This is a genomic window from Asticcacaulis sp. P2_C5, from assembly GCF_056404555.1.
Genome location: NZ_JBFUDU010000002.1, coordinates 20,642 through 33,724, shown reverse-complemented (window position 1 = coordinate 33,724; position 13,083 = coordinate 20,642). Strand labels below are relative to the sequence as shown.

10 protein-coding genes are annotated in these 13,083 nt (G+C 62.4%); 9 read left to right on the top strand and 1 reads right to left on the bottom strand.

The genetic code is table 11. From position 1 onward, the window contains the following. Positions 1 to 101: 101 nt before the first annotated feature. From dnaN to AC1DXO_RS03800, 6 genes are all read left to right on the top strand, one after another. Positions 102 to 1,223, top strand: a complete 1,122-nt coding sequence (dnaN, locus tag AC1DXO_RS03825) for a DNA polymerase III subunit beta (protein WP_476976768.1) — start codon at positions 102 to 104, stop codon at positions 1,221 to 1,223. Between the two features lie 131 nt (positions 1,224 to 1,354). Then, on the top strand, positions 1,355 to 2,476 hold the full coding sequence (gene recF, locus AC1DXO_RS03820; RefSeq protein WP_476976767.1) for a DNA replication/repair protein RecF: 1,122 nt from the start codon (positions 1,355 to 1,357) through the stop codon (positions 2,474 to 2,476). A 15-nt stretch (positions 2,477 to 2,491) separates the two neighbouring features. Then, positions 2,492 to 4,933, top strand: a complete 2,442-nt coding sequence (gene gyrB / locus AC1DXO_RS03815; RefSeq protein ID WP_476976766.1) for a DNA topoisomerase (ATP-hydrolyzing) subunit B — start codon at positions 2,492 to 2,494, stop codon at positions 4,931 to 4,933. 15 nt (positions 4,934 to 4,948) lie between these two features. Beyond that, positions 4,949 to 5,470: an NUDIX hydrolase gene (locus tag AC1DXO_RS03810; RefSeq protein ID WP_476976765.1), complete on the top strand. Its 522-nt coding sequence runs from the start codon at positions 4,949 to 4,951 to the stop codon at positions 5,468 to 5,470. A 421-nt stretch (positions 5,471 to 5,891) separates the two neighbouring features. After that, positions 5,892 to 7,142: a polyhydroxyalkanoate depolymerase gene (locus tag AC1DXO_RS03805; protein ID WP_476976764.1), complete on the top strand. Its 1,251-nt coding sequence runs from the start codon at positions 5,892 to 5,894 to the stop codon at positions 7,140 to 7,142. Further along, positions 7,126 to 7,854 carry a M48 family metallopeptidase gene (locus AC1DXO_RS03800; RefSeq protein WP_476976763.1) on the top strand — a complete coding sequence of 243 codons (729 nt, stop codon included), beginning with the start codon at positions 7,126 to 7,128 and terminating at the stop codon, positions 7,852 to 7,854. Before AC1DXO_RS03805 ends, AC1DXO_RS03800 begins: the two co-directional genes overlap by 17 nt. Positions 7,855 to 8,180: 326 nt before the next feature. Here the strand turns inward: AC1DXO_RS03800 and AC1DXO_RS03795 are convergent, their stop codons facing one another. Beyond that, complete coding sequence (locus AC1DXO_RS03795; RefSeq protein ID WP_476976762.1) at positions 8,181 to 10,262, bottom strand: transglycosylase domain-containing protein; 2,082 nt, start codon at positions 10,260 to 10,262, stop codon at positions 8,181 to 8,183. Between the two features lie 287 nt (positions 10,263 to 10,549). Between AC1DXO_RS03795 and AC1DXO_RS03790 the strand changes: the two genes are divergently transcribed. Genes AC1DXO_RS03790 through AC1DXO_RS03780 form a run of 3 tightly spaced genes read left to right on the top strand, consistent with a single transcriptional unit; the run spans position 10,550 to position 12,829 of the window. Beyond that, positions 10,550 to 10,750, top strand: coding sequence for a tautomerase family protein (locus tag AC1DXO_RS03790; RefSeq protein ID WP_476976761.1), 201 nt, complete (start codon positions 10,550 to 10,552; stop codon positions 10,748 to 10,750). Between the two features lie 4 nt (positions 10,751 to 10,754). Continuing rightward, a complete protein-coding gene (locus tag AC1DXO_RS03785) occupies positions 10,755 to 11,210 on the top strand; it encodes a DMT family transporter (protein ID WP_476976760.1) in 456 nt (151 codons plus the stop codon). 47 nt (positions 11,211 to 11,257) lie between these two features. Beyond that, the gene (locus AC1DXO_RS03780) at positions 11,258 to 12,829 is read left to right on the top strand and encodes a RecQ family ATP-dependent DNA helicase (protein WP_476976759.1); all 1,572 of its coding nucleotides are present in this window, start codon (positions 11,258 to 11,260) and stop codon (positions 12,827 to 12,829) included. Positions 12,830 to 13,083: the final 254 nt, after the last annotated feature.

Below are 13,083 nucleotides of genomic sequence, written 5' to 3'. Positions count from 1 at the left end.
CAGGCCCCAAACCCCGTTTGATATTCGCGCAAATTCTGCGTAAGGTCGCCTCCCGTCCGCCCGCAAGGCGAGTCGGAACCGACCAATAGGACAGTTAACAGATGCAATTCATCATCGAACGTGGCGCCCTGCTGAAAGCTCTCGGCCACGTACAGAACGTCGTCGAACGCCGCAACACCATCCCCATCCTGTCCAACGTCCTGCTGTCGGCGGAAAAAGGCCAGGTGTCGTTCTCGGCCACCGACCTCGACATGGAAATCGTCGATACCGCCGAAGCCACGATCAGCGTGCCCGGCCAGATCACGGCGCCCGCCCATACCCTGTATGAAATCGTCCGCAAACTGCCCGAAGGCGCCGATGTCGAGCTGAAATACTCGGCCGGTGACGACCCGCGCCTGTCGGTCTCGGCCGGCCGCTCGCGTTTCGCCCTGCCGGTCTTGCCCGCCGGCGACTTCCCCATCATGTCGAACGACCACGACGGCGTCGCCTATTCCATCCTGCGCGATGACCTGAAACGCCTGATCGACAAAACCCGTTTCGCCGTCTCGACCGAGGAAACGCGCTACTACCTCAACGGCATGTACCTGCACACCCTGACCGAAGACGGCTCCAACTACCTGCGCGCCGTCGCCACCGACGGCCATCGCCTGGCCCTGGCCGAAATGCCGGCGCCCGAAGGCTCGGCCGGCGGCCCCGGGGTCATCATTCCGCGCAAGACCATTGACCAGGCGCGGCGCCTGCTCGACGACGGCGCAGGCTATGTCGAACTGACCGTGTCGGCGGCCAAGATCCGCTTCCAGTTCGGCAACGCCTCCCTGACCTCGAAGATCATCGACGGCTCCTTCCCCGACTACGGCCGCGTCATCCCGAAGAACAACGACAAGGTCATGCTGGTCGATACCGGCGTCCTGTCCAAGGCCGTCGACCGCGTCTCGACCATCTCGGCCGAAAAGTCGCGCTCGGTGAAGATGGCGATCGAAACCGGCCGCCTGACCCTGTCGGTGCGCAATATCGAAGCCGGCCAGGCCGTCGAAGAAGCCGAAATCGACTATGACAACGACTCGCTCGATATCGGCTTCAACGCACGCTACATCCTGGACGTCATGGGCCAGATCGGCGGCAATACGGTCGAACTGCGCTTCTCGGACGCGTCATCGCCGACACTCGTTTTGGACCCGTCCGACAACGGCGTCCAATACGTTCTGATGCCGTTGCGCGTCTAACTCACGAAAAAGTCCTTCGGCTTCGCCTCAGTGTACTTTTTCGTGGATGGCAATAAGGAGAAAGATTTGCTCGAGGCGGCTCTTCGCAAATCTTTCGCTTTTTGCTGACGGCCAGCCAGCTGGCCGAAGTTATGACCAAATCATCCCACGCCCTGCAGTCCCTGTCCCTGACCGAGTTCCGCTCGTATGAGCGGCTGGACTTTGCCGTCAATGGCCGTAGCGTCTATCTCTACGGCCCCAATGGCGCCGGCAAGACCAATCTCCTCGAAGCCATCAGCGTCCTGAACCCCGGCAAGGGGCTGCGCGGCGTCGCCTATAGCGAACTGGGCCGCCGCCTGCCCGATGAAGCCTCAGGTGAACCCTGGGGCGTGGTGGCACGGCTGCATGGCGGCGAGGACGAGGTGCAGTTGGCGACCGGCGCCGACCCGCGCGACCGCAACAAACGCACCGTCCGCATCGACCAGCAGCCGGTACCCGCGGCACGCCTGCTCGACCACCTGCGCATGATCTGGCTGACCCCCGCCCAGGACCGCCTGTTCATCGAGGCGCGCGCCGACCGTCTGCGCTTCTTCGACCGCCTCGTCTATGCCGCCGTGCCCGGTCACGCCGCCGTGGTCAGCGCCTACGAAAAGGCCCTGCGCGAACGCTTGCGGCTGCTGACCGAGGGGCGTGAAGGCAGGGGTGTCGACGAAACCTGGCTGCACGTCCTGGAAGAGAAGCTCAGCCTGAACGGCGCCCAGATGATGGCGGCGCGTCAGGACGCGCTGGAGACCTTGCAGGCGCAGATCGACGGCCATGGCGGGGCTTTTCCGAAGGCCGACCTGACCCTGCTCCGCGACCACACCGCCGGCGACCTGGCCGAGGGATTTCGCCGCTCACGCGCGCGCGACGCCGAGGCCGGACGGTCGCTGTACGGTCCCCATCGCATGGATCTCGATGTCCTTCACCGCGATAAAAATCGTCCGGCCGCGGACTGTTCGACCGGCGAGCAGAAGGCCCTGCTGCTCAACATCATCCTTGCCCAGGGAGCCAGGCTTGCCACAGGCAGCAAAGCCAGTCCGCCCTTGCTGTTGCTGGATGAAGTGGCGGCCCATCTCGACCCCTTGCGCAGGCACGCATTGTTTGACGAGACCCATGCTTTGGGCCTACAAACATTCTTTACAGGCACTGATTTGGGCCTGTTTGACGGCCTGAAACATCGTGCGCTCGGCGTGCGCGTTGAAGCCGGACACTTCGTTGATTTTGTTGATTAAAAGACAGGCCATCTGATGACCGATACCCCTGACGACATGCACGAACCCGCCCAGACCGAATATGGCGCTGATTCGATCAAGGTCCTGAAGGGTCTCGACGCCGTCAGAAAGCGTCCCGGCATGTATATCGGCGACACCGATGACGGTTCCGGGCTGCACCACATGGTCTACGAAGTGGTCGATAATGCCATCGACGAAGTGCTGGCCGGACACGCCACGCGCGTCGAGGTCATCCTCAATGTCGACGGCTCCTGCACGGTCACCGATGATGGCCGCGGCATCCCGGTCGATATCCACGAGGGCGAGGGCGTATCGGCGGCCGAGGTCATCATGACCGAGCTGCACGCCGGCGGAAAATTCGACCAGAACAGCTACAAGGTCTCGGGCGGCCTGCACGGCGTCGGCGTCAGCGTCGTCAACGCCCTGTCCGACTATCTCGACCTGACCATCTATCGCCAGGGCAAGAAGCACGAGGTGCGCTTCGAACGCGGTGTGACCGTCAGCCCGCTCAAGGTGACGGGCGACGCGCCCAAGCGCGACAACGGCCGCGACTATACCGGCTCGGAAGTGCGTTTCTTCCCGTCTCTGACCACCTTCGCCTTTATCGAATTCGATCGCAAGACGCTGGAACACCGCCTGCGCGAACTGGCCTTCCTCAATTCGGGCGTTTCCATCCGCTTTGCCGACCTGCGCGATGCCGAACCCTACGAGACCATCCTGCATTACGACGGCGGTATCGTCGAGTTCGTCAGGCACCTCGACAAGGCCAAGACGTCGATTCTCAAGGCGCCGGTAGATGTCCGCGGCGCGCGTGACAAGGTCGAGGTCGACCTGGCGCTGCAATGGAACGACAGCTACCACGAAACCATGCTGTGCTTTACCAACAACATCCCGCAACGCGATGGCGGCACCCACCTGGCAGCCTTCCGCGGCGCCCTGACGCGGGTCATGACGGCCTATATGGAAAGCTCCGGCGCCGCCAAGAAGGAGAAGGTCACGGTCACCGGCGAAGATGCCCGCGAAGGCCTGACCTGTGTCCTGTCGGTCAAGGTGCCCGACCCGAAATTCTCGTCCCAGACCAAGGACAAGCTGGTCTCGTCCGAAGTTCGGCCGGCCGTCGAAGGCCTGGTCTATGACAAGCTGAGCCAGTGGTTCGAAGAAAACCCCGTCGAGGCCAAGGCGATCGTCGCCAAGATCATCGAAGCCGCCTCCGCCCGCGAAGCCGCCCGCAAGGCCCGCGACCTGACCCGGCGCAAGTCGGCGCTCGACATCAGCAGCCTGCCGGGCAAGCTCGCCGACTGCCAGGAACGCGATCCGGCCAAGTCCGAAATCTTCATCGTCGAAGGTGACTCGGCCGGTGGTTCGGCGAAACAGGGGCGCAACCGTGAGAACCAGGCCATCTTGCCGTTGCGCGGCAAGGTGCTGAACGTCGAGCGGGCGCGCTTCGACAAGATGCTGTCATCCGAACAGATCGGCACCCTGATCATCGCGCTGGGCGCCGGCATCGGCCGCGACGACTTCAATGTCGAGAAGCTGCGCTACCACAAGATCATCATCATGACCGACGCCGATGTCGACGGCGCCCACATCCGCACCCTGCTGCTGACCTTCTTCTATCGCCAAATGCCGGAGCTGATCGAGAAGGGCTATCTCTATATCGCCCAGCCGCCGCTGTATAAGGTCGCCAAGGGCAAGTCGTCGCGCTACCTGAAGGACGATCCGGAACTGGACACCTACCTGATCGACGAAGGCATTACCGATGCGGTTCTGGAACTGCGCAGCGGTGAACGCATCGTTGGCCTCGACCTCGACGCCCAGGTCAAGGCCGCCAAGTCGTTCAAGGCCAGCGTCGACCGCCTGTCGCAACGCGCCCCCACCTTCGCCATCGAGCAGGCGGCCCTGGCCGGCCTGTTCGGCGGCACGCCGGACCTCGCTCAGGTGGCCGTGCGGCTTGACCGGTTGAACAAGGACGGCGACGGCCCGTGGACGGTCGAGCCCGGCCTGACGGCGGCCAATGGTCCCGGCGGCTACGTCTTTTCACGCGCCCGGCGTGGTGTTCAGGAAAAGATCGTCCTCGATGATGCCCTGCTGCACAGCCAGGACGCCCGCCGCCTGGCCGAGCGCGCCGAAGCGCTGATGAGTCTATACAGCGATGTGTCGGTCTTTACGCGTAAGGACAAGTCGACCGATGTGCGTGGCCCGCTCGATCTGGTCGCGGCGGTGCTCGATGCCGGCCGCAAGGGCATGACGATCCAGCGCTATAAAGGCCTGGGCGAGATGAATGCCGAACAGCTGTGGGAAACCACGCTGGACAAGGACGCACGCACCCTGTTGCAGGTCAAGGTCAACCACGCCGACGAAGCGGACGAGATGTTCGCCAAGCTGATGGGCGATCTGGTCGAACCGCGCCGCGAATTCATCCAGGAAAATGCGCTGGACGCCGAGGTGGATGCGTAACACGACGCGCGCCCGATGACGTCCCAGGAAACCCTTAAGGCCTACGCCCTGCGCCACCCCGGTGAAGCGGATATGGTGGCGCGCAGCCGGGACCTGCTGGGTGCTTCCGAAGGCCTGGCGCGATCGTGCTTTCCTGCCCATGTGACGGCGTCGGTGCTGATCCCGCAGGGCGAGGCACTGCTGACTGTGTGGCATCCGCATCTGAAACAGTGGTTGCAACCCGGCGGTCACGTCGATTCTGGCGAGGACGTGCTGACCGCCGCCCTGCGTGAAGCCCGCGAGGAGACGGGTTTCGACTGCGTACTGGATCAGGGCGACGACCTGCCGTGGGATATCGACTGCCTCTTCGTTCCGGCCAATGCGAAAAAGAATGAGCCCGAGCACTGGCATATCGATTTTCGCTATCTCTTGCGGCCCGTGGCGATGATCGGTGAGCCGGAATTGCCGACCGCCTGCGTGCCGTTGGCTCACCTCGGCGACATGACGCCGTCCCTGGCGCGGCTGGCGGTCAAGCTGCAGCGCAACGACGCTCCTTAAATCCGCCTCTTCCCGTCACTTTACGGGGAGAGGCCGGCGCGAAGCGCCGGGTGAGGGGCAATTCCACCGTAGAGACAACGGTACGGTCAGTGCCCAGTTGTTGTCGGACAAGGCATAAAGCTCGAATTTCACGGACGAAGCGCGCGTTTCGGCCGTGAAATTTGCCCCTCACCCGATCGCTTTCGCTGCGCTCAGCTCTCGTCCTCTCCCCGTAAAGTGACGGGAAGAGGTGGATTAAGAAGTAGCTTCGCTTCCAGGGACCAGGTGAAAACCTTAATCTCGTCGGCCGGGAGCTGCACGAACACCCATTCGCACAAGGCCTTTTACATCACAATGTAATTGATCGCATCGTAATCAATTGGCAGGTTTGCCCTGTTAATGATACCTCTATTCGTCACAGTAACCGGTGCAAAACGACCAAATGCTTTATTCGCTCCACGAGTACGCCTACTATTCGGCAGCGCCGCTGCGGGCCATGGCCCAGATGACGCGCAATTTCTGGGGGTCAAAGCTTAATCCAGCCTCCGACACCGCGCTTGGGCGTACGCTCTACGCCTCCGCAGAATTGTTCAGCAACGTCACCCGGCGCTACGGCAAGCCGGAATGGGGCATCGATTCGGTCGAGATCAATGGCCATCCGGTTCGCATCTCGATCATCGAAGACTGGTCCAGCCCGTGGTGCACGCTGTTGCGCTTCCAGCGTGACGTTTCCGACCTGCGCCGCGTTGGCCAGAAAAAGCCGGCGCCTGCCGTCCTGATCGTGGCGCCATTGTCCGGTCACTACGCCACCCTGCTGCGCGGAACGGTGCAGGAGTTCCTGCTCGACCACGACGTTTACATCACCGACTGGGCCAATGCCCGTCAGGTGCCGGTGCTGGAAGGCCGTTTCGACTTCCATTCCTATATGGACCACATCGTCGAGATGCTGCAGGCCATAGGTTCGCGCTGCCATGTCGTGGCGGTGTGCCAGCCGGGACCGCCGGTCCTGGCCGCGGCCTGCCTGATGTCGGAAGACAAGGATCCTTGCCGGCCGGCGTCGATGACCTTTATGGGCTCGCCGATCGATGCCCGCTTCAATCCGACCGTGACCAATAACCTGGCCCAGGAAAAGCCCTTTACCTGGTTCCGCTCGAACATGGTGCACACGGTCCCTCCCCCCTATCCGGGGGTCGGCCGCCGCGTCTATCCGGGCTTCGTGCAGCTCTACAGCTTCATGAGCATGAACGAGGCGCGCCATACCGACGCCCACTGGGACTATTACAACTCTCTGGTGGCCAGCGACGGCGACGGCGAGCAGAAGCACCTGGAATTCTACGACGAATATCTCTCGGTTCTGGACCTGACCGAGGAATTCTATCTGCAGACCATCAACCTGGTGTTCCAGCAATTTGCCCTGCCCAAGGGTGAGTTGATCCATAAGGGACGCAAGGTCGACTGTGCCGCCATCACCGACATCGCCCTGATGACGGTAGAAGGCGAGAAGGACGATATTTCCGGCGTCGGCCAGACCCAGGCAGCGCACGAGATGTGCCCGAATATTCCGGCAGAGAAGAAGGAACTGTATGTCCAGAAGGGCGCCGGCCACTATGGCGTGTTCAATGGCCGCCGCTTCCGTGACGAAATCTATCCGCGCATCCGCGACTTTATTTCGCTGAATGATCGCGCTGTTTAAACCGGCTTATCGGGACGGCGATACGGTCGATTTCGGGGCCTATCAGGTCCGGCTTAGCGTCAATCCGCGCGCCCGCGGCGTGCGGGTGCGCATCGATCGCCATGGCGCGGTCATTGCGACCGCACCCAAGCCCGCCAAGCTGGCCGACGCTGTCGATTTTACCCGAAAACAGCACGACTGGATCGTCACGAAGCTTGGCGACTGCATCCGGCCCGAGCCGTTTGCACCAGGGCAGGTCATCACCATCAAAGGCCATGAGGTGACCCTGGCCGAACTGGCCGGCGTCATCTCGGCCCGACCGGTCCAGACGGCCGACGGTGGCTGGCAACTGGTGACCAGCGGTGACGCGGCGACCTTTGCCCGCCGGATCGAGCGCTATCTGCGCCAGAAGGCGCTGAAGACCCTGCAGACGGAAACGGCCGCCTATGCGGCGCGGCTGGGCTTTGACGGCGTCAAGGTGTCGTTGTTCGACGCCAAGGGGCGCTGGGGATCCTGTACGCCGGGGCGCAAGGCCATCCGTTATTCCTGGCGCATCATCCTGGCGCCACCGTCGGTGCTGTCCTACCTGTGCGCCCATGAGGTCGCCCATCTGCGCCACCCTGACCACAGCCCGCGCTTCTGGGCCGAGGTGAAGGCGCTGTATGGCGGCGACTACAAGCCCGCCCGTAACTGGCTGAAAACCGAAGGCAAGGGCCTGTTTCGTTACCAATAGACCGGTAGGCTGAAGCGGTCACTGAGACGGTCGCAAGAAGGTTTGAAACACGAATGAACACGAATAAGACGCGCCCTAACGGTCGCGGGAGCTTGGCGGTTCCGCTCGTCGATTAAATAGCCGCGCGCAGCGCATCCAAGGGTAAAGGCCGCTAAAGGGTGGCGTTTCGAACAGAATGATCAGGTACACACGTGCCCGGTAGGGCACGCCTTATTCGTGCTTATTCGTGTTCATTCGTGTTTCAAACCTTCTTTCGAAACTGACCGCTACGCGGTCGATTCCAGCTTGAATATGTATCGAAGCGGTTTTCAAACCGCCCAGTGAGGCTACTGGCTCTTCTTTTGGGCTTCGGAGAAGATGTCGTCTAGAGCCCCGTCCGCCTTGTCCTTCTTCGGCTTTTCTTCCGGATTGGGGATCGGCTCCATGGTGACGATCGGCGGTTCGCCGTTTCCATTGTCATTGGCCGGAATGTCCGTGGTCGGCGCGACAGTGTTCGCCTGGGTACCCAGCAGGTCCTTCAGCGCGTCTTCGGCCACAGTGCCAAGGCTGGTATTGGGCGGACCGGCGGGGATCGGCGTCACCTGAATACGCTTCAGCGCACTGACCATATAGGTCTTCCAGATGGCAGCGGGCGTACCAGCGCCGGTCACCTTGCCGGGCATGGAGGTGTTGTCGTCGCGTCCGACCCACACAATGGTCACGAAACCGCCGGTAAAGCCGTCAAACCAGGCGTCGCGATAGTCCGAGGTCGTCCCCGTCTTGCCGGCCAGGTCATAGCCCGGAATCTGGGCGCCGGTGCCGGTGCCGCGCGCCATGACGCCGCGCATCATCTGGTTCATTTCCTGTAGCGGCGGGTTGTTGATGACGCGGACGCGAGCATCGTTCTGGCCCGGCACACGGTGCTGATACAAGACCTTGCCTGAGGCCGTCCGTACACGGATGATGCCATGGACATCGGCCTTGATGCCGCCATTGGAGAAGGGAATATAGGCCTGGGCCATTTCCAGCGGCGTCACTTCGGCAGTGCCCAGCGCCATGGCCGGGTCGGTATTGAGCTTGGAGATCAGGCCGACGCGACGGGCGGTGCGGGCGACATTGTCGCGACCGACATCGTTGGCCAGGCGCGCGGCGACCGTATTGACCGACTCGGCCAATGCGTACTGCAGGTCGATCAGGCCGAGATATTTCTTGGTGTAGTTTTCCGGTGCCCAGTCGCCGATGCTGTAGGGTTCGTCGACCACGGGTGTCGTCGGCTGGTAGCCCTGTTCCATGGCGGTCAGATAGACGAACGGCTTGAACGACGAACCGGCCTGGCGGTGCGCGTCGACCGCGCGGTTGAACTGGGAATCGGCGTAGGAAACGCCACCGATCATGGCGCGGATACGACCATCGCCATCGACCGAAACCACGGCGGCCTGTTGTACGCCCTTCTTGGCGTCGCGCGCCATGATGGTCTGGACCGCGCGTTCGGCGTCGGTCTGGATCGGCAGGTCAAGCGTGGTGTCGACGATCAGGTCTTCGGTATTTTTCGGATCAACCAGACCGTTGATCTGGCCGTCCAGCCAGTCGACAAAATACTGCGCGTGCGCGGTGGCCAGGGTCTTCGACACCTTGATCGGTTGCGACAGGACCTCGGCGCGTTGTGCGGCCGAGATGACCTTGGCGTCGACCATTTCATTGAGCACGACCAGGGTGCGGCGCTTGGCGCGTTCCTGGTCCGACAATGGCGAATAGGCCGAGGGCCCCTTCATCATGCCGGCCAGCATGGCCGCTTCGCCCACCGTCAGGTCCTTGGCGGCCTTGTTGAAATAGCGCTGCGAGGCGGCTTCGATGCCATAGGCGCCGGCGCCGAAATAGACGCGGTTGAGGTAAAGGCCCAGGATCTGCTTCTTAGTAAACTTGTGTTCCAGCCACACAGCCAGCATCAGTTCCTGGATCTTGCGCTTCATGTTCTGGTTGGCCGACAGGAACAGGTTACGCGCCAGTTGCTGGGTAATGGTCGAACCACCCGCCAGGTTGGAGCCCTTCTTCTTGGTCAGGTTCCGCATCAGGGCGCGGGTAATGCCGACGGGATCAAAGCCCGGATGCTGGAAGAAGCGGCGATCTTCGATGGCCACAAAGGCCAGGGGCACATAGTCGGGCAGGCTGTCGATATCGACCGGCGGCGCATATTGCGAGCCGCGCACGGCGATCAGCGCACCGGACCGGTCAAGATAGGTAATCGAAGGCTGGCGGTTGGTTTGGTAAAGATTCGACGTGTCGGGCAGGTCGAAACTCATGACCGCCAGGAAGGCTACGGCAAAAATCGCCGCCCAGATGACGAGGATCGTCCCCCAGTAGAATACGGCCTGTAGCGGCGAACGCCGGCCCATCTTTTTCCCCCCAGCCGGGGATATTCCCTTAGCCATAAAGACTCCTTGACACTTCTGGCATCAGTCTACACGCGCCATGTACCGCCCAAGCGATCTTATAACCGCTGACGGTGCCGCTGTCGCGCGAAACCTGTGTGAAAGCCCCATGGTTACTAGACGGTGGCAATTTGGCAAAATTAAGCCAGGGTCTCGGACCCTGGACCCGATACCTGGTTCATGGGTTTTCGGAAAGGCCACAGCCTGGAATTCATTCCGGTTGATGACTTGTTCCAGCGTGCCGCATCCCGATATATCCGCCAGGGCTGTTCAGGAAAGGAACCACCATGCCATATGTCAATATCAGGATCACCCGCGAAGGCGCGACCGCCGAGCAAAAGGCGGCCCTGATCAAGGGTGTGACCGATCTGCTGGTCACCGTCCTAGATAAAAATCCGGAGACGACGGTGGTGGTCATAGACGAGGTCGAACTCGACAATTGGGGTATCGGCGGTGAAAGTGTCACGCAACGCCGAACAAAGGGATGAGCCCATGGGCAATCTCCACTACGCCGTCTGGGCTTTCGCCGCCGGGGCGCTGATTCCCGTCCTGGCGGTGTGCAACGGCGCCCTGGCCCGGCTGACCGGCAATCCGGTCCTGTCTGTGGCGATCCTGTTCGTCATCGGACTGACCTGTTCCGCTGGCGTCCTGGTCTTTGCCGGCACGCACGGCGTCATGGCCGTTCGGCAGGCGCCGATATGGATGTTCTGCGGCGGGTTGATCGTCGCCTTCTATGTGCTGAGCGTGTCGGTCCTGGCGCCGCGTTTCGGGGTTGGCAATACCATCCTGTTCGCTGTCGCAGCGCAAATCCTGACCAGTACCCTGATCGATCACTTCGGTCTGTTGGGTATGGCGGCCCGGCCGGTCTCGGCACTGCGGCTTGCCGGCGTGGCCATACTGGTCGGTGGCCTTGTGTTGACACAGCTCAGCGCAAAAAGCCCGGCGTGACAACGCGCAGGCTTGATGCCGCCAGCGAAACGCCGTAGGCAGGAGGCATGTCCGCATCCCTGATCGAACGTACTGAGGCGCCGGACGGCGCGCTGTCTGGTGCCCAGGATATCCTGCATCGCATTTTCGGCTACGAGGAATTCCGCGGCAAGCAGGCCGAGGTCATCTCCGCCGTCCTGGCCGGAAAAGACGTCCTGGCCGTCCTGCCGACCGGCGGTGGCAAGAGCCTGTGCTACCAGATTCCCGCTATCTTGCGCCCTGGCATCGGCCTGGTCATCTCGCCGCTGATCGCGCTGATGAGCGACCAGGTGACCGCCCTGGAGCAGCGCGGCGTGCGCGCGGCCAGGCTCGATTCCTCGCTGAACATGAACGAACGCGGCGACCTGTGGGACCTGGCACTCGCCGGTCAACTGGACCTTCTGTACCTGTCGCCGGAAGCCCTGGCGCAGCCCTTCGTCCGCGACAAGCTGAGCCGCATGCCAGTCAATCTGATCGCCATCGACGAAGCGCACTGTATCAGCCAGTGGGGTCACGACTTCCGTACCGAATATCGCGCCCTGGGCCAGGTCAAGACCCTGTTTCCCAAGGTGCAGATCCTGGCCCTGACGGCGACCGCCGATCATCTGACGCGGGCCGATATCAAGGCCGCCCTGCATATCGACCAGGCGGTCGAGGTCGTTGCCGGCTTTGACCGTCCCAACCTCTCCCTGCGCTTCGTCCGCCGCAAAAGCGCGATCCTGAAGGAAATCACCGCCCTGCTGCAAAAACAGAAGGGCGCCGCCGGCATCATCTATTGTGGATCGCGCGACGGCACCGAAAAGCTGGCGCGGTCGCTGAACCAGGAAGGCTTTTCCGCGGCAGCCTACCACGCCGGCCTGTCGGCCAATGTGCGCGAGGACCGGCTGAAGGCCTTTATGGCCGGCAAGGCCAAGATCATGGTGGCGACCATCGCCTTTGGCATGGGGATCAACAAGGCCGACGTGCGCTTTGTCATCCATGCCGATCCGCCGTCGTCTATGGAGGCCTACTGGCAGGAGGTCGGTCGCGCCGGGCGCGATGGCAAGCCGGCCTCGGGCGTGTGCTTCTACGCGCCGGGCGACCTAGGCTGGGCCGTGCGCCGTTTAGGGTTGCGCGAGCAGGAAGGCGCGCCGGACCAGAGCGTGCAGAAGCAGAAGGCGCGCGACTTCTTCGCTTTGGTCCTGGGGCCGCAATGCCGGCGCCAGGCGGTGAAACAGTATTTCGGCGAGGACCCGGGTGCGGCGTGCGGCAGTTGCGACAACTGCCTGTCGCGCGGCAAGGTGCGCGATGTTACAGAGCCGGCGCAGATGCTGATGTCGGCGCTGTATCGTTTCAACGGTCCGCGAGGGCGCAAGAAGCTGATCGAGCATGTCCTGGGCAAGTCGGCGACGGCCGATTACACGACACGGATGAAGACCTTCGGCGTCGCCAAGGGGCAGTATGACGCCGGGCTTCTGACCCACGTCCTGGATCAGTGCGAGGCGGCCGGCATCATCACCGAGGAGCTGTACGACGGCAAGATGCCGATCGTGGGCCAGCGCGATGCCGACCGCCTGCGCGACCTGTTCAAAGGCGAACTGCGGCTGGAGGCCAAGCTGTAGGCGCATGTAATACCAACGGCTTTAGGTCTTGGCCCTACTTTGGTCACCCCGTTTATCAGGCGTCGGCGGTGCACTTCGCATAAGAGTCGATAACGGCCGCAGTCAGTACTATAGGGCCCCCTGCAGGGAAGACTTCGAACACGGATCACCTTCGCTGTCGCTCAGGGTGACACGGATGCCGCTTCGCGAACGCGGATATACACGGATGGAACAGCGCTTGCGGTGCGCATCTGCCACTGCCGAAGCCAGTCTTC